The sequence below is a fragment of the Enterobacter sp. DVT3837 genome, assembly GCF_056238685.1.
Genome location: NZ_JBWDLA010000001.1, coordinates 1,033,425 through 1,057,996, shown reverse-complemented (window position 1 = coordinate 1,057,996; position 24,572 = coordinate 1,033,425). Strand labels below are relative to the sequence as shown.

The window sequence follows — 24,572 nt, the reverse complement described above, 5'->3', positions numbered from 1 at the left end:
GGTGCGCGGTTCGTAGGCCGGGTAAGCGCAGCGCCACCCGGCAACAGCGCCCTCAGTTCTGCAATACCGACGACACCAGCAGCTGGGTGTACGGATGATGGGGATCGTCGAGTACCCGGTCGGTTAACCCACTTTCCACCACCTGACCTTGTTTCATTACCAGCAAACGGTCCGCCAGCAGGCGCGCCACCCCCAGATCGTGGGTCACAATCACCACCGCGAGGTTCAGCTCTACCACCAGGCCGCGCAGCAGATCGAGTAGTCTCGCCTGCACGGAGACGTCCAGCCCGCCGGTGGGTTCATCCATAAACACCAGCTTCGGATGGGTGACCAGGTTGCGGGCGATTTGCAGACGTTGCTGCATGCCGCCGGAAAATGTTGTCGGCAGGTCGTCGATACGCGAGGCAGGGATTTCAACTTCTTCCAGCCAGTGTTGCGCCGTGGCGCGGATATTGCCGTAATGGCGCGCGCCGGTTGCCATCAAGCGTTCGCCGATGTTGCCTCCCGCAGAGACCTGACGGCGCAGACCGTCCATCGGGTGCTGATGCACCACACCCCACTCGGTGCGCAGCAGGCGGCGGCGCTCGGCTTCACTCATGCCGTACAGGGATGCTCCTTCATACAAAATGTCGCCATTCTGCGGCGTCAGGCGCGCAGAGATGGATTTAAGCAGCGTCGTTTTGCCTGAGCCGGACTCCCCGACGATCCCCAGCACTTCCCCCGGCCACAGCTCAAACGAGACGTCGCTGAAGCCTTTGCCCGGCGCATAAAGGTGGGTCAGGTTGTTAACCGAAAGCAGCGGTTTCATAGGCTGTTCGCCTCGCTCCGTTGGCGGCAGTAATCGGTGTCGGAGCAGACAAACATCCGTTTGCCCGTGTCATCCAGCACCACTTCGTCCAGATAGCTGTGTTTCGAACCGCAAATGGCGCACGGCTCGTCCCACTCCTGCACCGTAAACGGGTGGTCATCGAAGTCGAGACTCTCCACACGGGTGTAGGGCGGCACGGCGTAGATGCGCTTTTCACGCCCGGCACCGAACAGTTGCAGCGCAGGCATCATGTCCATCTTCGGGTTATCGAATTTCGGGATTGGCGACGGGTCCATCACGTAGCGACCGTTCACCTTCACCGGGTAGGCATAGGTGGTGGCGATATGGCCGAAGCGGGCGATATCTTCATACAGCTTCACCTGCATGATGCCGTACTCTTCCAGGGCGTGCATGGTGCGGGTTTCGGTTTCACGCGGCTCAATAAAGCGCAGCGGCTCAGGGATAGGGACCTGAAAAATCAGGATTTGATCTTCGGTGAGTGGCGTTTCTGGAATGCGGTGACGGGTCTGGATCAGCGTGGCATCTTCGGTTTTTTCGGTGGTGTTAACACCCGTCACGCGCCTGAAGAAGTTACGAATCGACACGGCGTTGGTGGTGTCGTCCGCCCCCTGGTCGATGACCTTCAGTACATCCGCTTCCCCAATCACGCTGGCGGTAAGCTGAATACCGCCGGTGCCCCAGCCGTAGGGCATCGGCATTTCGCGGCCGCCGAACGGTACCTGATAGCCCGGGATTGCCACCGCTTTCAGGATAGCGCGGCGGATCATACGTTTGGTTTGCTCATCCAGATAAGCAAAATTGTAGCCGCTTAAGTTAGCCATTTTCGCGCTCCCGTTGCAGGCGTTTCAGTAGTTCCAGTTCGGCCTGGAAATCAACGTAGTGCGGCAGCTTGAGGTGCGAGACAAAGCCTGCGGCCTCAACGTTATCCGCGTGGGCCAGCACGAACTCTTCGTCCTGTGCCGGGCCGGAGATGTGTTCACCGTAGTCCGGGGCCTGCAGCGCGCGGTCGACCAGCGCCATTGCCATCGCTTTACGTTCACTCATACCGAACGCCAGCCCGTAACCCCGGGTAAAGTGTGGCGCTTCGTCTTCCGGAGCGACAAAGCCGTTGACCATTTCGCATTCCGTGAGCAGCAGTTCCCCGATGTTCACGGCAAAACCCAGCTCTTCAGGCACAATTTCAACGTCAATGAAGCCGCTACGAATTTCTGCTGCAAACGGGTGGTTACGCCCGTAACCGCGCTGTGTCGAGTAGGCCAGCGCCAGCAGATAACCTTCGTCGCCGCGCATCAACTGCTGAAGGCGCGACGAGCGTGAGCACGGATAAACCGGCGGTGTGCGGGTAATGTCGTCTGGCGTGCTGCCGGTGTCTTCTTCGGCTTTTGCCAGCCCCTGATGCGCCAGCAGGCTAAAGACGTGCGGGGAGGCATCTTGCTGCGGCTCGGCCGTGCTCAGGGAAGGCGTTTCACCGTTTGCCAGCAGCGTGAAATCCAGCAGGCGATGGGTGTAGTCGTAGGTGGGGCCGAGCAGTTGACCGCCAGGGATGTCTTTATAAACGGCCGAAATGCGGCGTTCCAGGCGCATCTCAGCGGTGTTAACGGGCTCACTCACCGCCAGTCTGGCAAGCGTGGTGCGATACGCGCGTAACAGAAAGATGGCTTCGACGTTGTCACCGCTGGCCTGTTTTAACGCCAGCGCCGCCAGCTCGCGGTCAGCGATGCCGCCTTCGGTCATGACACGGTCGACGGCGAGGTTTAACTGCTGCTCTATCTGGGCAACGCTCAGCTCAGGAAGCTGCTCATCACCCCGTCGTCTGTGCGCCTGCAGCGCATGGGCGGCGGCGATGGCTTTTTCGCCCCCTTTGACGGCAACGTACATCAGCATACCTCCACGTGAGTGGTTCGCGGTATTGCCAGCAGGCGTTCACCGCAGGTCAGGATCAGGTCGATACCCAGCGGAAACGGGTGGGGACGTTCGGTCAGCTCATGAATGATGCAATCCGGCAGCTGTGGCGCGACCATCCGTTCGTCAGCGATGCCAGCACCGGTCAGGCGCAGCATGCGACCGCCGCTCAGGCTGGAGACCTGCAAAATCAGCGTGGCGCTGGTTTCCGGAGCGACGGCACTGCCTTCGCTCAGGGCGTTGAGCTGTTCGTGGCTGATTTGCTCATCGGCCACGGCAAACACGGCTTGTCGGGGCTGTTCAATCAGCGGAGCGTTGGTGTGAAAACGCAGGTTCTGGCTGGCGATATCATTCGAAAGCGCGCCGGAGAGCCACACCGGAGTATCGTTGTCGGCTAGGGTCAGCAGTACGCTGGTGGTCGCCAGGTTTAGCGGCAGCCAGCCTTGTGAAAGCTGGTGCAGCGAGACAATCACGCCCGGCTCGCTCATGGCTTTCAGCAGGCGACGAAAACTCTGTTGGGCATCCTGGACAGCAAGGGTAAAAGCGGGTTGAAGCGTCATGCGTTATCTCCGCGAACGAGCGTAAAGAAGTCGACCCGGCTGGTGTTCACTTCGGCCTGACGTGCGGCAAGGCGTGCGGCGCGGTCGGCTTCCAGAGGGGCGATAAGGGTTTCCATTAACGTCTGGAAATAAGGTTGTTCCTGCAAAAGCGCGTCTATCACTGCGCAATGTTCGGCATGCTGTTTATCGCGACCGAGCACGTAGCCGTAGCCCAGCGTGCCGCTGTTCAGGCGGATCACGGCACGGGTAAGGGTGGCATCACCAGCGAAGAAGCGCTCACCGGTACCTCCCATGCGCGCCTGGATCTGTACCAGGCCGATTTCCGGCGGGCGAATAGTGTCGTAGTCCGGCGTCAGGCCGAGCGCGTTCATACGGCTGTGCAGCGCAGCAGGCTGACAGTGGGCCAGCACGCGCATCCAGCGTTGACGGGTGGCGGTATCGAAGTGCATTCAGTGCTCCATGGTGAATTCGATCATGTCGGCGCGGGTCAGACTGACGGAGTATTCCGTCGCGTCGACTTCACCGTCACGGTGGTTAAGGGTGCGCACGCAGAGCAGCGGGGCCATGTTGGGGATTTCCAGCACCTTGCTCTCTTTTGCCTGCGCGCGGCGGGCACTGATGCGCGTTTGGGTACGCCTGAGTGCAATACCGGTGGCATCACGCAGGAAGTCATGCAGTGAACCGCTGGTGAAATGTTGCAGCACAGGCCAGAGGCTCATGTCACTGAAGTAGTGATCTATCTGGCAAACGGCCACGCCATTGACCCGGCGCAGGGTGCGCAGATGGACGACGTTGTCGCCCTCCTGAATGCCCAGCGCATCGGCTACATGGCTCGACGCCGGGCGCAGCACGGAGAGCAGCTTTTCGCTGGTGGGGTGACTGCCCTGATCGAGCAGGTTCTGGCTAAAGCGCGCCTGCGCATTGAGCGGGTAGTCGAACGGGCGCATCAGTACCAGTACGCCAATCCCCTGACGGCGCTGGACCCAGCCGCGCTCGACCAGCTGGTCAATGGCGCGGCGCAGGGTGTGTCGGTTCACTTCGTAGCGATCGGCAAGCTGTTGTTCGGCGGGCAGGTAGTCTCCGCAACGGTAGTGCGTGCGCAGTTCCACTTCGAGCTTTGCCGCAATTTCTTGCCAGCGGGTAGGGTAGCTGGTCGGATGTCTGGATAAGTGCATATAAATCAAAGCCTCGTTTCTCAGATGAAGTGCTTACGCAAACGTTGAGAGAGGAAATCCAGCAGGCTCACCGTGATGATGATAAGCACCATCAGGGCGCAGGTTTGCTGGAACTGGAAACCGCGAATCGCTTCCCACAGGGTGACACCAATCCCGCCTGCGCCCACCATACCCACGACGGTGGCGGAACGGACGTTGGACTCGAAGCGGTACAGCGAGTAAGAGATCAGCAGCGGCATGACCTGGGGCAACACGCCGTAGAGAATTTCTTCGATTTTATTGGCCCCGGTTGCGCGGATACCTTCCACCGGGCCCGGTTCAATGGCTTCAACAGCTTCAGAGAGCAGTTTGGAGAGCACGCCGGTGGTATGAATGAACAGCGCCATTACCCCGGCAAACGGGCCAAGTCCAACAGCCACCACGAACAGCATGGCGAAGACCATTTCGTTAATAGCGCGGCAGGCGTCCATCAGGCGACGCACCGGCTGATAAACCCACCACGGTACGATGTTTTCGGCACTCATCAGGCCAAATGGAATGGAGAGAATGACGGCAAGGGCGGTACCCCAGACGGCGATTTGCAGGGTGATCGCCATTTCGCCGAGATAATCCTGCCACTGGCTGAAATCCGGCGGGAAGAAGTCGGCGGCGAAGGTCGCCATGTTGCCCGCGTCTTTGAAGAGCAGGAGCGGATCCATCTCCGCGCCCTTCCAGGAGATAACCAGCACCGCCAGCAGGATGGCCCAGCTTATCAGCGAGAACCAGCTGCGCTTCGGCGGCGGGAGGGTGATGGTTTGCATGTTGGCTCCTTTGGGTTTAGTCCCCTCTCCCTTGAGGGAGAGGGAGAAAAGCGTTACTGAACCGCTTTATTTACGCTGGTCATGGCGCCAAGTGCGGCGGTCAGACGGTCGAGATCGTCCAGTTGCGACTGAATCGCGGCGACTTTGCTGGTCTTCTCTTCGTCCTTCAGACCCTTGTTGTCCTTCACACCCTGCATCTCTTTAAACAGCGCCAGCTGGCGAATCGGCACCAGCTGCAGGTCGCTGGATGCGCGGAACGGCGCCCAGCCAAGTTTCGCCAGAACTGCCTTCTCTTCCGGCGTTTTGCCGTAGTTCATAAAGAAGTCGTAGACCTTGTCCTTGGTGCTCTCAGAGAGATTTTTGCGCCATACAATCGGGTCGCCCGGGATCAGCGGTGATTTCCAGATGACCTTCAGCTCTTTGAGTTTGTCCGGTGCGGAGGTCTTCAGCTTGTCGAGGTTTTCGGTGTTGTTGGTGGCAACATCCACCTGCTTGTTGGCCACGGCCAGGGCATTTGTTTCGTGGCTGGCGTTGACGGTGCGTTTGAAGTCACTGGCAGACGCGTTGTTTTTGGCGAAGACGTAGTAGCCAGGGACCAGGAAACCAGAGGTGGAATTCGGGTCGCCGTTACCAAAGGTCAGATCTTTGCGTTTGGCGAGCATGTCGTTGAGGTTATTGATTGGGCTGTCTTTATTAACGATCAACACGCTCCAGTAACCCGGGGAGCCATCTGCCGCAACGGTCTGGGCAAAGACCTGGCCGTTCGCGCGATCGACTGCTTCCATCGCAGAGAGGTTGCCGTACCAGGCGATGTCCACTTTGTTAAAGCGCATCCCCTGGATGATGCCGGCGTAATCCGGCGCGAAGAAGGCGTTCACCTTGATCCCCAGTTTGGTTTCCATATCTTTCAGGAACGGTTCCCACTGAGGTTTGAGATTCTGCTGTGATTCCGTCGAAATAATGCCGAAGTTCAGCGCTTTTTCCTGTTCTTCCGCGTACGCAGGGCTTAACAGGGTGCTGATGCTGAACATACTGGTAAAGGCCAGTGCGGCAACGGCTTTGTAGCTCATGTACTTTCCTCGGATCGGGTTGGGTTATGCAGCCTGCGCGTTCTCGTCGACGCGGTTAATGCTGCGGTAGAGATGGTCAAAACGGTCGTTATCAAACTGATGGCTTGCGCCATCAAAGAACACGTGCCCCTGACGCAGCGCGACAATGCGCTCGCAGTAGCGCAGGGCGTAATCCACCTGATGCAGCGTCACCACCACGGTGATGCCGTCGTTCTGGTTAATGTCTCTCAGGGTTTCCATCACGATGCGCGCGGATTCCGGGTCGAGCGAGGCAATCGGCTCATCGGCCAGGATCACTTTGGCTTTTTGCATCAGCGCACGGGCAATCGCCACGCGCTGCTGCTGACCACCGGACAGGGTGGAGACACGCTGGTGGGCGAAATGCGCCATGCCAACGCGAGTCAGCGCCTGCAACGCCTGTTGTTTCTGAGAAGGGGAAAACCAGCGCAGACAGGTGCGCCAGAACGGCGTGCTGCCGAGTGCGCCAATCAGGACGTTCTCCAGCACCGTCAGGCGGTTCACCAGGTTGAACTGCTGGAAGATATAGCCTGTTTGCGCGCGGGTTTTACGGATATCACTCGCCAGACGGCCCGCGCGCTGCACGGTGTTACCCAGCAGTTCGACGTGACTTTCCGGTGCTTTATCGCAGGTAATAAGGCCGCTCAGGTGGCGCAGAAGGGTGGACTTACCTGAACCAGATGGCCCCAGCAGTGCCACCATTTCGCCCTGCTGGACGGTCAGATCAACGGCATGCAGAGCCTTGTTATGATGAAAGGTCTTGCTCAGTTTCTCGACGCGGATGACAGTTTGCATATGCTGGGCCTCACGATAAATGTGGCCTCATGCTGGCGCATCAATATGACATTTGGGTTAAGTCTGGGTTGCGGGAATTTGAAGAGTTGAGCGGAGTTTGATGACAGGCGGAGGCAGACCGCCCACCGCCCGAAAATTAGTGCTGCTGCTTAACGACGTTAATCATCCACGGCACGCCGTATTTATCGATGACTTTACCGAAACCATGTGCCCAGAAGGTTTCCTGCCAGGCCATTTCGATATTCCCACCCACGGCGAGATTGTCGAACCAGCGTTTGCCTTCATTGACGTCCTGGGTGTCGAGAACCAGCGTGAAGCCTGCATACTGAGCGTTGCTGCCTGGCGGCATCCCGTCGCTCATCATGATATCGCTGCCCGCAATGCGGACGTTAGAATGAGCGATCGCCGAATCCGGGAATTGCATACCGGACGGACAGCCTTCTTCGCTGTTATCGCTTTTTGGCATTTCGCCGAAGGTGATTTTATAGAGGAGCTCAGCACCGACGGCTTGCTGATAGAAGGCGGTGGCCTCTGCGCAGTTACCGGCGAATGAGATGTAGGGACTTAACGGCATAATCTTTACCTCACGTAAGAAAAGCTCGTTAAGTGTAGTTCCTGAATGCCCGGTATGCGAAGCGCCACCGGGCAGGTCAATCAGTTCTTTTTCACGAATTCAGATTTCAGTTTCATCGGACCAAAGCCGTCAATTTTGCAGTCGATATTATGATCGCCTTCAACCAGACGAATATTCTTCACTTTGGTACCAATCTTCAGCATGGAAGAGCTGCCTTTCACTTTCAGATCTTTAATCACGGTGACGCTGTCGCCATCCGCCAGCAGATTGCCGTTCGCATCTTTTACGACAAGTGCATCAGCATCGTGTGATGGCTCGGCATCATTCCATTCATGGGCGCATTCCGGGCAGATAAACATGCCATTATCTTCATAGGTGTATTCAGAATTGCATTTTGGGCAGTGTGGGAGTTGCATATCGGTATCCTCAAAAAGTGTTAACGCGCTGGAAAGTGCCAGCTAAATGACGGCAGTGCGCCGAAAAAGGCGGCAAGTATAGCGCAAATCCACACGGTTGTCGGTGACATTGTTGATTAAAAAAATGCAAAAAGTGTATAGCGAGTGACATTTCCTGTCAGTCAGTTAAGCGATGCTTATGCCATTAACACGGTGGGAAGAAATGGCGTTAAATATATCGAATATTTTATTGCAGCAAATTGCTACGCTCCTTCATTTCGGATAAGGTGAAGCAACTCATTGTTATTTATCTCCGGACTTCCCCGCCATTCATATCTTATGGTGGTGACGCATTACCTCTCTTTTTAGGTGGGTAAATAACGATGATATATCCTGAAGCTTCTTAAAAATGGGCTACGCTTTTTTCTTTTGGCCGTCAGGCCAGGAGGAGAGCTTCACACGCCATGCAAGGATAGTGAATTATTTCTGATTAGCATCAATCAGTTATATTTCGGCGAACATGTTTTCCACACGTGATCATATAAGCCTGAACAACATAATAAAAACCAGTGGCTTAATAAAAGTAATAAATTTGCGTTAAGGAAAGGCTTTTATCATGCACACACAGACCATTTTTGAATTAAGCCAGGAAGCAGAGCGTTTGTTACAGCTTGCCCTGCAAAATCTCGATACGCTGAAATCAGTGCCGACGGCGATGCTGGAGAGCACCACGGCGGCGATTACGGGTGAAAAGAACAACGTCTTGCCTTTGCATTTTAGTGCGCGCGGTGTCGAAGCACAGCAGGCAATGTTGAATAATGAATTACGGAAAATAACGCGTCTGGAAATGGTTCTGGCTATTGTTGGTACCATGAAAGCGGGGAAATCGACCACTATTAATGCGATTGTGGGCACGGAAGTGTTGCCGAACCGCAATCGTCCGATGACAGCGCTACCGACATTGATCCGTCATACACCGGGTCAGAAGGAGCCTGTACTGCATTTCTCTCATGTCTCGCCGATTGATGATTTGATCCGACTGCTACAGAAAAAGCTCTGCGATAACGATCGTGGGAAACTGGCTCAGCGTCTGGAAATTGATAAAGATATGAATATGCTGCTGGAGCGAATTGAAAAAGGGGAAGCTTTTGAGAAGCATCACCTGGGCGCGCAGCCGATATTTCATTGTCTGAAAAGCCTCAATGACCTCGTCAGACTCTCCCTGGCGCTGGGTGTCGAATTTCCCTTCTCTGAGTACGCGGCTATCGAACACATTCCGGTGATCGAAGTAGAGTTCGTACATCTTGCGGGTCTGGATGCCCACCTCGGTCAGCTGACGCTGCTCGATACCCCAGGGCCTAATGAGGCCGGGCAACCGCATCTGCAAAAAATGCTTAGCGAGCAGTTGTCCCGTGCATCGGCAGTGCTGGCAGTGATGGATTACACCCAGCTTAAATCTATTTCTGATGAAGAGGTCCGCCAGGCTATTTCGGTCGCGGGAAAATCAGTGCCGTTGTATGCCCTGGTCAATAAATTCGATCAGAAAGATCGTAATAGCGACGATGAAGAACAGATCAGGGCGATGATCTCTGGCACGCTCATGAAAGGCAATATTTCGCCCGGGCAGATCTATCCTGTTTCATCAATGTGGGCGTATCTGGCGAACCGCGCCCGCTACGAGATGATTACCCACGGACAACTGCCGGATCACCAGGAGCAGCCCTGGGTTCAGGATTTTGCAGAAGCTGCCCTTGGGCGTCGTTGGCGTACAGCGGATTTGGATGATATCGACCATATTCGTCATGCCGCCGATCTGTTGTGGGAAGACTCGTTATTTGATCAACCGATACGCAAACTGATTTACGCCGCCTATGCCAATGCGTCGTTATTTGCGCTGCGTTCGGCGTCGCATAAGCTTCTAAACTACGCGCAAAATGCCCGGGAGTATCTCGATTTTCGTTATCAGGGGCTGACTGTGGCCTTTGAGGAACTCGAACTTAACATTACGCGAATTGAAGAGGATATGGCGCAGCTGCAGACGCGTCAGCAGGTGGTCAGCGATGAAGTGAAACATGAAGTCGAGGAGGCGCTGAATGCAACGGATGACTTTATGGCGTTGCAGAAAAGTGCGCTTCAGCAGGCGATTGGTCATGTTTTTAGCCGTCCCAATATTCTTGATTTGGCCGGGAATGATCCGCTGAATCTTCGTCGCGATGAACCGGAAGCGCTTAAACAGCTTACGCTGGAAGATGAGGGACAGGCGCAGATTGTGCTGAGTAAAATCCGTTCCTCCTGCGAGCTGGTCATGCTGGATGCGCAGACGAAGATCTGTCGGGAGTTGGCGTTACGTTTTGATCAGCTGGAGTCTACGCTTGCGCGTTCACTGAATGAAGCGATGCGGCCTATTGAAACGCGTATTAAAGAACATCTGAGCCATGCCGGTTTTCGCGCACGAATTAGCTTCCCGGCGTTTCAGGCTAACCAGCTTAACTTCAACACGCGGGCGCTGTTTAACGATGCAATTGCGCAGGATAACACTCCGGCAGGCCAATCATCTGGCGGGAGTAGCATGCGTGAAACGGTCTCTCGCTGGCTCAATAACCCCGGCTGGGGTTGGGATGATTACGTCGAAACGCGCACGCGTTATGTTATCGATATTGCACAGCTACATGACAAATTTAAGCAACATATTGAGCAGTTTTGTGAACAAATCCGTAAAGCTTTATCCGCGCAGGTCGATGTCTCTGTTACGGCAGGAATGGCAACGTTCTTTGCAGAATTTTCGTTATGCCTGACCGGGTTACAGGAAAGCTTGCGTGATAGCCTCGCAGTGCGTCAACAAAATGAGCATTCAACCCGAGCGCTCTGCCAGTTGTTGAAGCAAAGTATTACTACTGCGACGTGGATTCAGGAAGATACCCGACTGTTACGCGATGACATTCAAACTCTATTCGCGGCAGAGCAACCATGACAACACAACTACTGGACGGTCCCGGGAGAACGCTGGAGTGTATTAATCCAAAATTTATGGTCGATCTGGTGCAGGGTGTCGATGCGCCGCGTCATCCCCACCAGGGACCACAACAGCTGCAGTTTCGTGAGCGTTTGACTCAGGAGATCATGACGCATACCCGGCTACGGCCCTGGGCAATGGCTGGAATGCTCAATGAAAATGCGGCGTTACGCCTTGGGCTGGCAGAAAAACTGGCCGGTATGCTTGACCCCGGTCATCTCGCGCTGACGCTGATGGCCGATAAACTGATGGCGCTGCGTCAGCAGACTCACCCGCGGGCTCCGCAATCACCGGGCCTGATGCAGCAGTACGCTGAACTCTCCTCTCATTTTACCCAACGTGCAGCCTATAAAGAAAAGGCGCTGACCCAACGCGGATTAACGGTGCAGGCGGGTGAGCACAGTGAGCAAATTTTTACCCGCTGGCGAGCCGGGCTCTATGATGGCTGGTCTCTGGCCGGGCGCTGCTTTGTCGTCCTGGAAGAACTGCGCTGGGGGGCATTTGGCGACGCATGTCGCCTGGCCAATGAAGATGTGTCGGCAATGCTCAAGGATAACTTACGCAGCATGGCGGCGAACTATCTGGCGCAAGGCATCAATGCCTCTCCCTCTACCCGCCATTTTTATCACCAGTGGTTAACGACGCCTGCTTCTCCTGGATTGATCGATCATAAAGATATGCTGGGCTGGTTGGGTGACTGGTGCCAGGCGGATAAGCATCCTGTGAGCTGGTCAGTGACGCAAAACTGGCAAACCGTCGCGCTGGGTATGCCGAGGCTCTGTTCGGCAAAACGGTTGGTGGATGGGATGATGGAAGAGATTTTTGGGTGAATCCCTTACACATCTGCCCCCTTTCCCCACGGGGAAAAGGGGGGACAGATGTGATGTGTTAATGATTCATTTCTATTGGTTTCGGTTCAGGCTGGGACTCTTGCCTATTTCCGTAACGTTTTGCATACAGCGCCGTGATGATGGGCACCAGGATCGCGGTAACAATCACGCTGGCAGCAACCAGTGCCGTCGCTGACGCGGCCACCGGTTCGAAGGCCGGATTTATTTGGGCAATGATCACCGGGTTTGCTACCGCCGCACCTGCGGCTGAAGAGGCGGCGACACCCGCCGTTCCGTTTCCTCCTCCAATCACGCGGTCGGCAATAATCAGCGGAATACCGGTGATGATGATGACAGCCACGCCCAGCACAATACCCAGCAGGCCTGTATCGAGAATGACATTCAGATTGATGGTGTTACCCAACGCGAAACCAAAGAACGGGATCAGTACTGGAGTGGCTTTGCTAAAGAAGTCACGCAAGTCGTGATCCAGGTTACCCAGGGCGAAACCGATCAGGAATGGCAGGATCGCGCCGACAAAGTGGTGGGGTTCAAATGATGCCAGGCCAGCAGACCCCAGAATCAGCATCGTCATCAGCGGGCCGGATTCCAGAGACATCAGTACAAATGCCCCGGACTCTTCTTTCGTTCCATACTGGTTCATCAGGCTGGCATACAATCCACCGTTGGTCATATCCATCGCAGAGACAATTGCCAGAACTGATAAACCAGCGAAGAACCCGGTCTGAATTCCATTCTCCGGAATGAACATTGCACATATCATTGCCACAGCCCAGGCCACTGCTATTTTGGTTATCACCAGCGTACCGGATTTACGTAATACGGTACCCGTTGCCCGCAAATTAATGGATGCTCCAATACAAAAGAACCAGACTGCCAGAATGGGAACGGTGCCGGTTATCATTCCTTTTGTGAAACCACCAAAATAGGCTCCGGTATCAGGAGCCAGGGTATTCAGGATGGCACCCAGTACCAGCGGAACCAGCATCATGCCGCCAGGTATGCGTTCTATCGTGGCCTTAATCTTCATATATAACCCTCACATCTGATCCCGCGAAACGGGTGATAATCGCTAAAAATAATTCAATAAATTCAATCAATTGAATTTTTTTTTTCGTAAATTTATTTCGATGGCCATGCAGCAAAAAATAAACGTGTGTTCTCGTTTAGCCATGTTTGAAAACACATGTAACGTTGTATTTGAATTTATCATGCGATCAATGGAATGTTGATTCAACAAAAACAAAACAATGTTTTAGTTATCTTTGTCACATATTCAATGTAAATTTTCGTATGGGTTCTTGATGGGGGGGTTATGTAAATCTGATGTGAATTAATGCGGTTTGTTTTTCCGTTACAAAAGAAATAATGACGCGCGTGAGGATATTCTTGTAGGGGGAATGAGGAAGGTCTTATTGGCGCTAATTGACAAAAACTTAACTCAGTTGACCTTATGCGCAAATTAGTGTGAAGTTGATCACAAATATAAACGCTGGTAGGGTAAAAAGGTCATTAACTGCCCAGACAGGCGTCAACAGGTTCGGTTGTATCGACGTAAAACGTCAATGTAAGTAAACCTGCTACGCTTGAATAAGGCGATTCGCATGGAGCGGATCCCATGGTTCACAGAACGCAAACTGGACTGTGAAACAGACAGGGCCGAGTCTACGAGGATAGTTATGCTGAGAAGGAAAAAGATTAAACCCATCACACTTCGCGACGTCACCATCATTGATGACGCAAAATTGCGTAAAGCCATTACCGCAGCTTCGCTCGGTAATGCGATGGAGTGGTTCGATTTTGGTGTCTACGGCTTTGTGGCCTATGCGTTAGGTAAAGTGTTCTTCCCCGGGGCTGACCCCAGCCTGCAGATGATTGCCGCACTGGGTACGTTTTCCGTTCCCTTCCTGATTCGCCCGCTGGGCGGCCTGTTCTTCGGTATGCTCGGCGATAAATATGGTCGCCAGAAGATCCTTGCCATCACCATCGTCATTATGTCGATCAGTACGTTTTGTATCGGCCTGATCCCGTCGTATGCCACGATCGGGATCTGGGCGCCGATTCTGCTGCTGATATGTAAGATGGCCCAGGGCTTCTCCGTGGGTGGGGAGTATACCGGTGCCTCGATCTTCGTCGCAGAGTATTCCCCGGACCGTAAGCGTGGCTTTATGGGGAGTTGGCTGGACTTTGGCTCGATTGCCGGATTTGTCATGGGCGCGGGCGTAGTAGTACTGATTTCAACTGTGGTAGGGGAAGATAATTTCCTCGACTGGGGCTGGCGTATCCCGTTCTTCCTGGCCTTGCCGCTGGGGATCATTGGCCTGTACCTGCGTCATGCGCTTGAAGAGACCCCAGCATTCCAGCAGCACGTCGAAAAACTGGAACAGGGTGACCGTGAAGGGCTGCAGGAAGGTCCGAAGGTGTCGTTCAAAGAGATTGCCACTAAGCACTGGCGCAGCCTGCTGACCTGTATTGGTCTGGTTATTTCTACCAACGTCACCTACTACATGCTGTTGACTTACATGCCGAGCTATTTGTCGCATAACCTGCATTACTCGGAAGATCACGGTGTGCTGATTATTATCGCCATTATGGTCGGTATGCTGTTTGTGCAACCGATTATGGGTCTGTTAAGTGACCGCTTTGGCCGTCGACCGTTTATTATCCTGGGGAGTGTTGGTCTGTTTGCCCTGGCAATCCCGGCATTTATTCTGATTAACAGTAATGTACTGGGGCTGATTTTCGCGGGTCTGCTGATGCTGGCAGTGATCCTCAACTGCTTTATTGGGGTGATGGCCTCCACATTACCCGCGATGTTCCCGACACACATTCGTTATAGTGCGCTGGCCGCAGCTTTTAACATTTCGGTGCTGATTGCCGGTCTGACCCCGACCCTTGCCGCCTCGCTGGTGGAGAGTACGCAGAACCTGATGATGCCTGCTTATTACCTGATGGTGATTGCGGTGATTGGTTTGATTACCGGTATTGCTATGAAGGAGACGGCAAATCGTCCATTGAAAGGGGCGACGCCTGCCGCATCCGATATTCAGGAAGCGAAAGAGATCCTGCGTGAGCACTACGATAATGTAGAGCAGAAGATTGAGGATATTGACGCAGAGATTGAAGAACTGCAGAAAAAACGCTCCCGACTCGTGGATCAGCATCCACGCATCAACGAGTAATAAATGAAACCCGCCAACGGCGGGTTTTCTTTTATTAGCATCCGGCAGCGATGTAGTCGCCATTGGCGCTGATGGGGATCACTGTCAGGAACAGGATCGTCGCGAACAGGATAAGAACTATCCCTCCGGCTATTTTGACTACCGGTACCAGCCATTTTAGTGAGGAGCTTCCTCCAAACCAGGCCACGGTACGCTCACGGGCGTAACGTACTGCCAGTGAAAGTCCCATAATAGAGAGTGCCGTTCCCAGAGACATGGTCATTACTGCGGCCATCCCCCAGGTGACTATGCCCAGCGCGTTCGAGAACATCAGGATCATGATTGCCCCGCTACACGGGCGCGCGCCAATTGCCAGAATCACACCCAGGCGGGTTTTCCAGTCACCTTGTGTCAGATTCGCTCCCACACCATGGTGGCTACAGCCACAGTGTTCGTCATGCTGATGGAGGGGCTTGATGGTTGAAATAGTCATCCTGTGCGGACGCAGGCTCTTAAGCGACTGGTAAATGATAAATGCACCAAATGCGCCAATGAGTACTGCGCTTATCTTCTCAACATACCAGCGGCTGGTACTGATATCCCCTGACGCGAGGTTAAACCCGACTGCCAGAATAAAGACAAAAAGAATGGCGCTGACGCCTTGCATCAGGCTGCCAAGGAAAGGGACAACCCGGGCGGCCAGCTCGCTTTCCTTATTTGTAGTCAGGTAGGTCGTCACGATGAACTTTCCGTGTCCGGGGCCAATGGCGTGGAGAACGCCATAAAGGAAAGCCCCCGTTAATAGCCATAATCCGCCGCTGTACTGGTGGTTATTAAGCTGCAGCAAATACATCACCAGATAACGGTGCAGCGTAATTTGCGTGGCCAGGCACCACTGGATAAAGGCATTCCAGTGCGTATGCAGGGTAAAGCCGGCAAAGAGGATCGCCAGCAAAATCAGTCCTGCTGTGGGGATACGCCAGTCACGGGTGAGGCGTTGTGTGGTCATGAAGGTGGCCTGCGGAGGAGAATATTTGCCGCTAGTATAGTTGATCTTCCTCCTCGGTTCGCAGGATCACGCCAGGATCTATGAGCAATTGTGGATAACTCTGTGTGTAAAAAGGTATAAAGCGGGGTTTTGCTGGGGAATGCAGCAGTCAGTCATTTTTTTGCAACTTTTCGGTTGCGGCCTGCGGAGAACTCCCTATAATGCGCCTCCATCGACACGGCAGATGTGAATCACTTCACAAACAACCCGGTCGGTTGAAGAGAAAAAATCCTGAAATAACGGGTTGACTCTGAAAGAGGAAAGCGTAATATACGCCGCCTCGCAACGGTGAGCTGAAAGCCGCGTTGCAACTGCTCTTTAACAATTTATCAGACAATCTGTGTGGGCACTCAAAGTGACATGGATTCTTAACGTCCTCGGACGAAAAATGAATACCAAGTCTCAACGAGTGAACACGTAATTCATTACGAAGTTTAATTCATTGAGCATCAAACTTTTAAATTGAAGAGTTTGATCATGGCTCAGATTGAACGCTGGCGGCAGGCCTAACACATGCAAGTCGAGCGGTAGCACAGAGAGCTTGCTCTCGGGTGACGAGCGGCGGACGGGTGAGTAATGTCTGGGAAACTGCCTGATGGAGGGGGATAACTACTGGAAACGGTAGCTAATACCGCATAATGTCGCAAGACCAAAGAGGGGGACCTTCGGGCCTCTTGCCATCAGATGTGCCCAGATGGGATTAGCTAGTAGGTGGGGTAACGGCTCACCTAGGCGACGATCCCTAGCTGGTCTGAGAGGATGACCAGCCACACTGGAACTGAGACACGGTCCAGACTCCTACGGGAGGCAGCAGTGGGGAATATTGCACAATGGGCGCAAGCCTGATGCAGCCATGCCGCGTGTATGAAGAAGGCCTTCGGGTTGTAAAGTACTTTCAGCGGGGAGGAAGGTGCTGAGGTTAATAACCTCAGCAATTGACGTTACCCGCAGAAGAAGCACCGGCTAACTCCGTGCCAGCAGCCGCGGTAATACGGAGGGTGCAAGCGTTAATCGGAATTACTGGGCGTAAAGCGCACGCAGGCGGTCTGTCAAGTCGGATGTGAAATCCCCGGGCTCAACCTGGGAACTGCATTCGAAACTGGCAGGCTAGAGTCTTGTAGAGGGGGGTAGAATTCCAGGTGTAGCGGTGAAATGCGTAGAGATCTGGAGGAATACCGGTGGCGAAGGCGGCCCCCTGGACAAAGACTGACGCTCAGGTGCGAAAGCGTGGGGAGCAAACAGGATTAGATACCCTGGTAGTCCACGCCGTAAACGATGTCGACTTGGAGGTTGTGCCCTTGAGGCGTGGCTTCCGGAGCTAACGCGTTAAGTCGACCGCCTGGGGAGTACGGCCGCAAGGTTAAAACTCAAATGAATTGACGGGGGCCCGCACAAGCGGTGGAGCATGTGGTTTAATTCGATGCAACGCGAAGAACCTTACCTACTCTTGACATCCAGAGAACTTTCCAGAGATGGATTGGTGCCTTCGGGAACTCTGAGACAGGTGCTGCATGGCTGTCGTCAGCTCGTGTTGTGAAATGTTGGGTTAAGTCCCGCAACGAGCGCAACCCTTATCCTTTGTTGCCAGCGGTCCGGCCGGGAACTCAAAGGAGACTGCCAGTGATAAACTGGAGGAAGGTGGGGATGACGTCAAGTCATCATGGCCCTTACGAGTAGGGCTACACACGTGCTACAATGGCGCATACAAAGAGAAGCGACCTCGCGAGAGCAAGCGGACCTCATAAAGTGCGTCGTAGTCCGGATTGGAGTCTGCAACTCGACTCCATGAAGTCGGAATCGCTAGTAATCGTAGATCAGAATGCTACGGTGAATACGTTCCCGGGCCTTGTACACACCGCCCGTCACACCATGGGAGTGGGTTGCAAAAGAAGTAGGTAGCTTAACCTTCGGGAGGGCGCTTACCACTTTGTGATTCATGACTGGGGTGAAGTCGTAACAAGGTAACCGTAGGGGAACCTGCGGTTGGATCACCTCCTTACCTTAAAGAACCTGCCTTTGCAGTGCTCACACAGATTGTCTGATGAATGATAAATTTCAAAATGTACTGCGAAGTGCATTGTGAAATTTTGCTCTTTAAAAATCTGGATCAAGCTGAAAATTGAAACGACACACAGTTAATGTGTGTTCGAGTCTCTCAAATTTTCGCAAGTCGATGGTGAATCGAAAGAAACATCTTCGGGTTGTGAGGTTAAGCGACTAAGCGTACACGGTGGATGCCCTGGCAGTCAGAGGCGATGAAGGACGTGCTAATCTGCGAAAAGCGCCGGCGAGGTGATATGAACCTTTGACCCGGCGATGTCCGAATGGGGAAACCCAGTGTGATTCGTCACACTATCGTTAACTGAATACATAGGTTAACGAGGCGAACCGGGGGAACTGAAACATCTAAGTACCCCGAGGAAAAGAAATCAACCGAGATTCCCCCAGTAGCGGCGAGCGAACGGGGAGCAGCCCAGAGTCTGAATCAGCTTGTGTGTTAGTGGAACGGTCTGGAAAGTCCGACGGTACAGGGTGATAGTCCCGTACACGAAAATGCACAGGTTGTGAACTCGAAGAGTAGGGCGGGACACGTGGTATCCTGTCTGAATATGGGGGGACCATCCTCCAAGGCTAAATACTCCTGACTGACCGATAGTGAACCAGTACCGTGAGGGAAAGGCGAAAAGAACCCCGGCGAGGGGAGTGAAAAAGAACCTGAAACCGTGTACGTACAAGCAGTGGGAGCACCTTCGTGGTGTGACTGCGTACCTTTTGTATAATGGGTCAGCGACTTATATTCTGTAGCAAGGTTAACCGTATAGGGGAGCCGAAGGGAAACCGAGTCTTAACTGGGCGTTAAGTTGCAGGGTATAGACCCGAAACCCGGTGATCTAGCCATGGGCAGGTTGAAGGTTGGGTAACACTAACTGGAGGACCGAACCGACTAATGTTGAAAAATTAGCGGATGACTTGTGGCTGGGGGTGAAAGGCCAATCAAACCGGGAGATAGCTGGTTCTCCCCGAAAGCTATTTAGGTAGCGCCTCGTGAACTCATCTTCGGGGGTAGAGCACTGTTTCGGCTAGGGGGCCATCCCGGCTTACCAACCCGATGCAAACTACGAATACCGAAGAATGTTATCACGGGAGACACACGGCGGGTGCTAACGTCCGTCGTGAAGAGGGAAACAACCCAGACCGCCAGCTAAGGTCCCAAAGTCATGGTTAAGTGGGAAACGATGTGGGAAGGCACAGACAGCCAGGATGTTGGCTTAGAAGCAGCCATCATTTAAAGAAAGCGTAATAGCTCACTGGTCGAGTCGGCCTGCGCGGAAGATGTAACGGGGCTAAACCATGCACCGAAGCTGCGGCAGCGACACTATGTGTTGTTGGGTAGGGGAGCGTTCTGTAAGCCGTTGAAGGTGTCCTGTGAGGGGTGCTGGAGGTATCAGAAGTGCGAATGCTGACATAAGTAACGATAATGCGGGTGAAAAGCCCGCACGCCGGAAGACCAAGGGTTCCTGTCCAACGTTAATCGGGGCAGGGTGAGTCGACCCCTAAGGCGAGGCCGAAAGGCGTAGTCGATGGGAAACAGGTTAATATTCCTGTACTTGGTGTTACTGCGAAGGGGGGACGGAGAAGGCTATGTTAGCCGGGCGACGGTTGTCCCGGTTTAAGCATGTAGGCGGAGGTTCCAGGTAAATCCGGTACCTTATTAACGCTGAGGTGTGATGACGAGGCACTACGGTGCTGAAGTAACAAATGCCCTGCTTCCAGGAAAAGCCTCTAAGCATCAGGTAACATCAAATCGTACCCCAAACCGACACAGGTGGTCAGGTAGAGAATACCAAGGCGCTTGAGAGAACTCGGGTGAAGGAACTAGGCAAAATGGTGCCGTAACTTCGGGAGAAGGCACGCTGATATGTAGGTGAAGCCCCTGCGGGTGGAGCTGAAATCAGTCGAAGATACCAGCTGGCTGCAACTGTTTATTAAAAACACAGCACTGTGCAAACACGAAAGTGGACGTATACGGTGTGACGCCTGCCCGGTGCCGGAAGGTTAATTGATGGGGTTAGCGGCAACGCGAAGCTCTTGATCGAAGCCCCGGTAAACGGCGGCCGTAACTATAACGGTCCTAAGGTAGCGAAATTCCTTGTCGGGTAAGTTCCGACCTGCACGAATGGCGTAATGATGGCCAGGCTGTCTCCACCCGAGACTCAGTGAAATTGAACTCGCTGTGAAGATGCAGTGTACCCGCGGCAAGACGGAAAGACCCCGTGAACCTTTACTATAGCTTGACACTGAACACTGGTCCTTGATGTGTAGGATAGGTGGGAGGCTTTGAAGCGTGGACGCCAGTCTGCGTGGAGCCGCCCTTGAAATACCACCCTTTAATGGCTGGTGTTCTAACGTAGACCCGTAATCCGGGTTGCGGACAGTGTCTGGTGGGTAGTTTGACTGGGGCGGTCTCCTCCCAAAGAGTAACGGAGGAGCACGAAGGTTAGCTAATCCTGGTCGGACATCAGGAGGTTAGTGCAATGGCATAAGCTAGCTTGACTGCGAGAGTGACGGCTCGAGCAGGTGCGAAAGCAGGTCATAGTGATCCGGTGGTTCTGAATGGAAGGGCCATCGCTCAACGGATAAAAGGTACTCCGGGGATAACAGGCTGATACCGCCCAAGAGTTCATATCGACGGCGGTGTTTGGCACCTCGATGTCGGCTCATCACATCCTGGGGCTGAAGTAGGTCCCAAGGGTATGGCTGTTCGCCATTTAAAGTGGTACGCGAGCTGGGTTTAGAACGTCGTGAGACAGTTCGGTCCCTATCTGCCGTGGGCGCTGGAGAATTGAGGGGGGCTGCTCCTAGTACGAGAGGACCGGAGTGGACGCATCACTGGTGTTCGGGTTGTCATGCCAATGGCATTGCCCGGTAGCTAAATGCGGAAGAGATAAGTGCTGAAAGCATCTAAGCACGAAACTTGCCCCGAGATGAGTTCTCCCTGACCCTTTAAGGGTCCTGAAGGAACGTTGAAGACTACGACGTTGATAGGTCGGGTGTGTAAGCGCAGCGATGCGTTGAGCTAACCGATACTAATGAACCGTGAGGCTTAACCTTACAACGCCGAAGCTGTTTCGGCGAAGAGAGACAGAAGATTTTCAGCTTTGATACAGATTAACAGAATTTGCCTGGCGGCTTTAGCGCGGTGGTCCCACCTGACCCCATGCCGAACTCAGAAGTGAAACGCCGTAGCGCCGATGGTAGTGTGGGGTCTCCCCATGTGAGAGTAGGGAACTGCCAGGCATCAAACAAGAAAAACCCCGTACCGCAAGGTACGGGGTTTTTTGCTTTGTGCGTGAAAAATGTCAGGTAGTGACTTTGCCTTGCCTTCAGTAGCGCCCATAGAACATGGTAAGGCCAGCCACTTGGTTTCTTTGAAAGATGATTTAAGCGGTGGAAACAACATTTGAGGTTTGATAAACGCAGAAAAGCAAAAACCCAGCCATAGGCTGGGTTCTTTAAATAGTGGTGCCCGGACTCGGAATCGAACCAAGGACACGGGGATTTTCAATCCCCTGCTCTACCGACTGAGCTATCCGGGCAACGGAGCGCATTAAACCGCAATCAGGCCTTATCGTCAACCTTATTTCAGGAAAAGCTGTTCAACTGCTTAAGTTTGCGGCAATCTGACGGTTTACGCGCCGAATCAGCCCAATTTAGCCGATTCGTTTACGTCAATGCTCCGCCCATACGACATTGAGCAAAGCGCAGAATGTCTTCAGCCAGGCGATGTGCCGTATCGACATCAGCTTGGCTACGGTTTACCAGCATGCGGCTCAGACAACCCTCCAGCACGAGCTCCATCTGCTTAGCCACCATTGCCGGGTCATCCACTTCCAGTGTGGTCAGCAGTTCGTGGGTGAAGTCATGCGCCGCCCGTTTTTGCTGATCCGCCAACTGATGGATAGGATGGCCAGGGTCAGGATAGAACGTACAGGCTGCAATAAACAGGCAGCCCGGATAACGGTTGTTACTGACACATTCGGTCAGGGCGGTATAGCGCGCCAGCAGCTTTTGTTCCGCTGTCAGTTCTTCGTTCAGCATCAGTTGCCTGCGCCAGACATCAACCTGCTGGCTGAGATAGCGCAGAGCATCATAAAGCAGAGCCTCTTTATCCGGCCAGAAGCGCTTAAGCTCATCCAGAGGGTAATCGATACGGTCGGCTACCATCTCAAGCGTGGTGCTGGCGATCCCTTGAATCTCAAGTAATTGCAGGGCTTGTCCCAGTACGTCTTCACGTTGCACGGTTTTCTCCTCCGCTATTCCCAACGGTTTGTCCCGTCTAAAGTGTTGTTTACGGTTGGCGATCGCGCAAATGTGTGCTGAAAGCAGCCGCATCCATAAACCCGGTTACGCGCTGTTCCGGCTGCTCTTTCCCCTGTTCATTGAAGAACAAAATGGTTGGCAGACCGAGAACATTAAGTTGTTTCAGCAGGGCCTTGTCCTGTGCACTGTTGGCTGTAACGTTCACCTGGAGGAGAACAGTCTCTTTCAGGGCGCTTTGCACCTGTGGATCGCTAAAGGTGTATTTTTCGAACTCTTTACAGGCGACACACCAGTCAGCATAGAGATCGAGCATCACCGGTTTACCTTTTGCCTCTGCCAGGGCGCTGTTGAGTTCATCCACGTTTTTAATTTGGGTGAAGTTCAGATGCGCTTGTGTCTGACCCACCGGTGTGCCGAACGCCCAGTCCTGCAGAGGGCGTATGCTCACCAGCGCGGCAGCCAGCAGCAGGATTTGCACCAGGCGCATCCATGGCTGTTTCGCCCCCAGGCTGACGAGAAATGCCCAGGCAAAGAATGCTACGCCGAGCATCGCCCATAGGCGCAAGCCCCAGACGTCGCCAATGATACGCTCAAGGAGGAATACCGGCAGCGCGAGGATGACAAAGCCAAACGCGGTTTTCACCGTTTCCATCCACGGACCACTCTTAGGCAGCAGACGATTACCAAATACTGTTACCAGAATGAGCGGTAGACCCATCCCTAAAGCATAAAGGTACAACGTACCCCCGCCGAGCCACATATTGCCGCTCTGGGCGATGTAGAGCAGGATGGCGCTCAGTGGGGCCGTAGTACACGGGGAACAAATAAGACCGGCAATCGCCCCCATCGCAAACACGCCGCCTGCAGAGCCCCCCTGCTGACGGTTACTCATCAGCGTTAAGCGGGTTTGCAAAGCCGACGGTAACTGCAGAGTAAACAGGCCGAACATCGACAGTGCCAGCAGGATGAAGATCACCGACAAGCCAATAAGAACGTAAGGATGCTGCAGTGCTGCCTGGAACTGTAATCCGGCAGCGGCGACCACAAGGCCGAGCGCCGTATAGGTAAGCGCCATACCCTGCACGTAAATAAAGGCCAGAAGCAGCGCGCGGGCGGTGGAAAGGCGTTTCTTACCGCCCAGCACGATGCCAGAGATGAGCGGATACATCGGCAGCACGCAGGGGGTAAAAGCAATGCCAATGCCAATCAGTAAGGCCCACAGTGCGGAGAACGGAAGGTCAGCGGGAGCTTCACGCTTCTCGCCCGAAGGAAGAGGGGTAACCGTGGTTGACGCTTTCACTTCACTGAGTGGAACCACCTTCGTTTCAGGGGGATAACAAAAGCCCGCATCGGCACAGCCCTGATAAGTCACGGTCAGCGTGGCGCCTTTATCGGCCTGATTCACGATGACCGGGACGCTTAAGCGCTGGCGGTAGATTTCACTTTTGCCGTAAAACTCATCCTCATGCCACTCGCCTGGGGGCATCTGTAAAGCGCCCACGTTTGCCTGAGCTGGCGTGATGCTTACCTGCTTGCGGTAGAGGTAATACCCCTCTTTGACCTGCCAGTTGAGATTCAGGTCGTGCTGATTTTGCTGAAAATCGAAAATGAACGCCTGGTCGGCAGGGATAAAATTCGAACGGCCGGGTGCGTCAAACAACCCGGCAAATACTGACGTGCTGCACAGCAGCAGGATCAGCGTAAGGAAGCGTTGAGCCATGAGAGATAGTCGTTATCGCCGTGGACTACTGGCAACACCAGCAGCTCTGGGGTTTGGTAAGGATGATGAGATTTGAGGCAGTCCAGGAGTGCCTGCTGGTTCGCCTGATTCGTTTTTAACAGCATCTGGACTTCGTACTCCTGCTCCAGTTTACCTTCCCAGCAGTAAAGGGAGGTGGCTCCGGGGAGGAGCGTCACGCAGGCAGCCAGCTTTTCGGCCAGCACTTTGGCGGCGAGATCCTGGGCAGAGGCTTCATCAGGGGCGGTGCACAATACGACAACAGCATCAGGCGTGTTCACAAGTCGACCTCCTCATCACGAAAGTCTTCACTATATCACGC

19 protein-coding genes, 1 tRNA gene and 3 rRNA genes are annotated in these 24,572 nt (G+C 53.9%); 6 read left to right on the top strand and 17 right to left on the bottom strand.

Annotation, left to right across the window (positions count from 1 at the left end; all coding sequences use genetic code 11):
- Nucleotides 1–52: 52 nt before the first annotated feature.
- From phnK to AC0XWG_RS05130, 11 genes are all read right to left on the bottom strand, one after another.
- Nucleotides 53–808, bottom strand: a complete 756-nt coding sequence (gene phnK, locus AC0XWG_RS05180; RefSeq protein ID WP_006177354.1) for a phosphonate C-P lyase system protein PhnK — start codon at nt 806–808, stop codon at nt 53–55.
- Nucleotides 805–1,650: an alpha-D-ribose 1-methylphosphonate 5-phosphate C-P-lyase PhnJ gene (phnJ, locus tag AC0XWG_RS05175; RefSeq protein ID WP_128348313.1), complete on the bottom strand. Its 846-nt coding sequence runs from the start codon at nt 1,648–1,650 to the stop codon at nt 805–807. Before phnJ ends, phnK begins: the two co-directional genes overlap by 4 nt.
- Nucleotides 1,643–2,707 (bottom strand): carbon-phosphorus lyase complex subunit, encoded by a 1,065-nt coding sequence (locus AC0XWG_RS05170; RefSeq protein ID WP_028017897.1) that lies wholly within the window; start codon nt 2,705–2,707, stop codon nt 1,643–1,645. Before AC0XWG_RS05170 ends, phnJ begins: the two co-directional genes overlap by 8 nt.
- Nucleotides 2,707–3,291: a phosphonate C-P lyase system protein PhnH gene (gene phnH, locus AC0XWG_RS05165; protein ID WP_128348312.1), complete on the bottom strand. Its 585-nt coding sequence runs from the start codon at nt 3,289–3,291 to the stop codon at nt 2,707–2,709. Before phnH ends, AC0XWG_RS05170 begins: the two co-directional genes overlap by 1 nt.
- Nucleotides 3,288–3,740: a phosphonate C-P lyase system protein PhnG gene (phnG, locus tag AC0XWG_RS05160; RefSeq protein ID WP_108089425.1), complete on the bottom strand. Its 453-nt coding sequence runs from the start codon at nt 3,738–3,740 to the stop codon at nt 3,288–3,290. Before phnG ends, phnH begins: the two co-directional genes overlap by 4 nt.
- Nucleotides 3,741–4,466, bottom strand: a complete 726-nt coding sequence (phnF, locus tag AC0XWG_RS05155; protein WP_049007709.1) for a phosphonate metabolism transcriptional regulator PhnF — start codon at nt 4,464–4,466, stop codon at nt 3,741–3,743. It abuts the gene before it with no gap.
- A 20-nt stretch (nt 4,467–4,486) separates the two neighbouring features.
- Nucleotides 4,487–5,266, bottom strand: a complete 780-nt coding sequence (gene phnE, locus AC0XWG_RS05150; protein WP_028017893.1) for a phosphonate ABC transporter, permease protein PhnE — start codon at nt 5,264–5,266, stop codon at nt 4,487–4,489.
- Between the two features lie 53 nt (nt 5,267–5,319).
- Entirely contained in the window at nt 5,320–6,336 is a 1,017-nt protein-coding gene (gene phnD, locus AC0XWG_RS05145) for a phosphonate ABC transporter substrate-binding protein (RefSeq protein ID WP_108089427.1), read from the bottom strand.
- Nucleotides 6,337–6,360: 24 nt separating this feature from the next.
- Nucleotides 6,361–7,149 carry a phosphonate ABC transporter ATP-binding protein gene (gene phnC, locus AC0XWG_RS05140; protein ID WP_128348311.1) on the bottom strand — a complete coding sequence of 263 codons (789 nt, stop codon included), beginning with the start codon at nt 7,147–7,149 and terminating at the stop codon, nt 6,361–6,363.
- A gap of 136 nt (nt 7,150–7,285) precedes the next feature.
- Nucleotides 7,286–7,723 carry a VOC family metalloprotein YjdN gene (gene yjdN / locus AC0XWG_RS05135; protein WP_049007707.1) on the bottom strand — a complete coding sequence of 146 codons (438 nt, stop codon included), beginning with the start codon at nt 7,721–7,723 and terminating at the stop codon, nt 7,286–7,288.
- A gap of 80 nt (nt 7,724–7,803) precedes the next feature.
- Complete coding sequence (locus AC0XWG_RS05130; protein ID WP_028017889.1) at nt 7,804–8,139, bottom strand: zinc ribbon domain-containing protein YjdM; 336 nt, start codon at nt 8,137–8,139, stop codon at nt 7,804–7,806.
- 595 nt (nt 8,140–8,734) lie between these two features.
- Between AC0XWG_RS05130 and crfC the strand changes: the two genes are divergently transcribed.
- Together crfC and AC0XWG_RS05120 are read left to right on the top strand one after the other, a co-directional pair.
- The gene (gene crfC / locus AC0XWG_RS05125) at nt 8,735–11,089 is read left to right on the top strand and encodes a clamp-binding protein CrfC (protein ID WP_128348310.1); all 2,355 of its coding nucleotides are present in this window, start codon (nt 8,735–8,737) and stop codon (nt 11,087–11,089) included.
- A complete protein-coding gene (locus AC0XWG_RS05120; protein WP_028017887.1) occupies nt 11,086–11,961 on the top strand; it encodes a diguanylate cyclase regulator RdcB family protein in 876 nt (291 codons plus the stop codon). The genes crfC and AC0XWG_RS05120 overlap by 4 nt, the downstream gene beginning before the upstream one ends.
- Before the next feature lie 58 nt (nt 11,962–12,019).
- Here AC0XWG_RS05120 and kdgT read toward each other — a convergent pair whose 3' ends face one another.
- On the bottom strand, nt 12,020–13,012 hold the full coding sequence (gene kdgT / locus AC0XWG_RS05115; protein WP_049007705.1) for a 2-keto-3-deoxygluconate transporter: 993 nt from the start codon (nt 13,010–13,012) through the stop codon (nt 12,020–12,022).
- 649 nt (nt 13,013–13,661) lie between these two features.
- On the opposite strand from kdgT, the gene proP reads away from it, so the two are divergent.
- Nucleotides 13,662–15,164, top strand: a complete 1,503-nt coding sequence (gene proP / locus AC0XWG_RS05110; protein ID WP_028017885.1) for a glycine betaine/L-proline transporter ProP — start codon at nt 13,662–13,664, stop codon at nt 15,162–15,164.
- Nucleotides 15,165–15,198: 34 nt separating this feature from the next.
- Here the strand turns inward: proP and AC0XWG_RS05105 are convergent, their stop codons facing one another.
- On the bottom strand, nt 15,199–16,152 hold the full coding sequence (locus AC0XWG_RS05105) for a nickel/cobalt transporter (protein ID WP_128348308.1): 954 nt from the start codon (nt 16,150–16,152) through the stop codon (nt 15,199–15,201).
- Nucleotides 16,153–16,650: 498 nt separating this feature from the next.
- Between AC0XWG_RS05105 and AC0XWG_RS05100 the strand changes: the two genes are divergently transcribed.
- The 3 genes from AC0XWG_RS05100 (at nt 16,651) to rrf (ending at nt 21,489) form a co-directional block, all read left to right on the top strand.
- Nucleotides 16,651–18,190: ribosomal RNA gene (locus tag AC0XWG_RS05100) — 16S ribosomal RNA — on the top strand.
- Nucleotides 18,191–18,398: 208 nt separating this feature from the next.
- Nucleotides 18,399–21,303, top strand: a 23S ribosomal RNA gene (locus AC0XWG_RS05095).
- 70 nt (nt 21,304–21,373) lie between these two features.
- A 5S ribosomal RNA gene (gene rrf, locus AC0XWG_RS05090) occupies nt 21,374–21,489 on the top strand.
- The 16S, 23S and 5S rRNA genes sit together here, the layout of an rRNA operon.
- A gap of 223 nt (nt 21,490–21,712) precedes the next feature.
- On the opposite strand, the gene AC0XWG_RS05085 is transcribed toward rrf, so the two are convergent.
- The 4 genes from AC0XWG_RS05085 to cutA all read right to left on the bottom strand — a co-directional run bounded on the left by AC0XWG_RS05085 (nt 21,713) and on the right by cutA (nt 24,531).
- Nucleotides 21,713–21,788 (bottom strand) — tRNA-Phe (locus tag AC0XWG_RS05085).
- Nucleotides 21,789–21,915: 127 nt separating this feature from the next.
- Nucleotides 21,916–22,491, bottom strand: coding sequence for a transcriptional regulator (locus AC0XWG_RS05080; RefSeq protein ID WP_028016412.1), 576 nt, complete (start codon nt 22,489–22,491; stop codon nt 21,916–21,918).
- 49 nt (nt 22,492–22,540) lie between these two features.
- The gene (locus AC0XWG_RS05075; RefSeq protein ID WP_475680436.1) at nt 22,541–24,232 is read right to left on the bottom strand and encodes a protein-disulfide reductase DsbD; all 1,692 of its coding nucleotides are present in this window, start codon (nt 24,230–24,232) and stop codon (nt 22,541–22,543) included.
- Nucleotides 24,208–24,531: a divalent cation tolerance protein CutA gene (cutA, locus tag AC0XWG_RS05070; protein ID WP_028016414.1), complete on the bottom strand. Its 324-nt coding sequence runs from the start codon at nt 24,529–24,531 to the stop codon at nt 24,208–24,210. The genes AC0XWG_RS05075 and cutA overlap by 25 nt, the downstream gene beginning before the upstream one ends.
- Between the last annotated feature and the right edge of the window lie 41 nt (nt 24,532–24,572).

What these genes read in the sequence shown, in the direction of transcription:
- phnK (WP_006177354.1), bottom strand. Translation starts at nt 808, where the DNA reads ATGAAACCGCTGCTTTCGGTTAACAACCTGACCCACCTTTATGCGCCG.
- phnJ (WP_128348313.1), bottom strand. Translation starts at nt 1,650, where the DNA reads ATGGCTAACTTAAGCGGCTACAATTTTGCTTATCTGGATGAGCAAACC.
- AC0XWG_RS05170 (WP_028017897.1), bottom strand. Translation starts at nt 2,707, where the DNA reads ATGTACGTTGCCGTCAAAGGGGGCGAAAAAGCCATCGCCGCCGCCCAT.
- phnH (WP_128348312.1), bottom strand. Translation starts at nt 3,291, where the DNA reads ATGACGCTTCAACCCGCTTTTACCCTTGCTGTCCAGGATGCCCAACAG.
- phnG (WP_108089425.1), bottom strand. Translation starts at nt 3,740, where the DNA reads ATGCACTTCGATACCGCCACCCGTCAACGCTGGATGCGCGTGCTGGCC.
- phnF (WP_049007709.1), bottom strand. Translation starts at nt 4,466, where the DNA reads ATGCACTTATCCAGACATCCGACCAGCTACCCTACCCGCTGGCAAGAA.
- phnE (WP_028017893.1), bottom strand. Translation starts at nt 5,266, where the DNA reads ATGCAAACCATCACCCTCCCGCCGCCGAAGCGCAGCTGGTTCTCGCTG.
- phnD (WP_108089427.1), bottom strand. Translation starts at nt 6,336, where the DNA reads ATGAGCTACAAAGCCGTTGCCGCACTGGCCTTTACCAGTATGTTCAGC.
- phnC (WP_128348311.1), bottom strand. Translation starts at nt 7,149, where the DNA reads ATGCAAACTGTCATCCGCGTCGAGAAACTGAGCAAGACCTTTCATCAT.
- yjdN (WP_049007707.1), bottom strand. Translation starts at nt 7,723, where the DNA reads ATGCCGTTAAGTCCCTACATCTCATTCGCCGGTAACTGCGCAGAGGCC.
- AC0XWG_RS05130 (WP_028017889.1), bottom strand. Translation starts at nt 8,139, where the DNA reads ATGCAACTCCCACACTGCCCAAAATGCAATTCTGAATACACCTATGAA.
- crfC (WP_128348310.1), top strand. Translation starts at nt 8,735, where the DNA reads ATGCACACACAGACCATTTTTGAATTAAGCCAGGAAGCAGAGCGTTTG.
- AC0XWG_RS05120 (WP_028017887.1), top strand. Translation starts at nt 11,086, where the DNA reads ATGACAACACAACTACTGGACGGTCCCGGGAGAACGCTGGAGTGTATT.
- kdgT (WP_049007705.1), bottom strand. Translation starts at nt 13,012, where the DNA reads ATGAAGATTAAGGCCACGATAGAACGCATACCTGGCGGCATGATGCTG.
- proP (WP_028017885.1), top strand. Translation starts at nt 13,662, where the DNA reads ATGCTGAGAAGGAAAAAGATTAAACCCATCACACTTCGCGACGTCACC.
- AC0XWG_RS05105 (WP_128348308.1), bottom strand. Translation starts at nt 16,152, where the DNA reads ATGACCACACAACGCCTCACCCGTGACTGGCGTATCCCCACAGCAGGA.
- AC0XWG_RS05075 (WP_475680436.1), bottom strand. Translation starts at nt 24,232, where the DNA reads ATGGCTCAACGCTTCCTTACGCTGATCCTGCTGCTGTGCAGCACGTCA.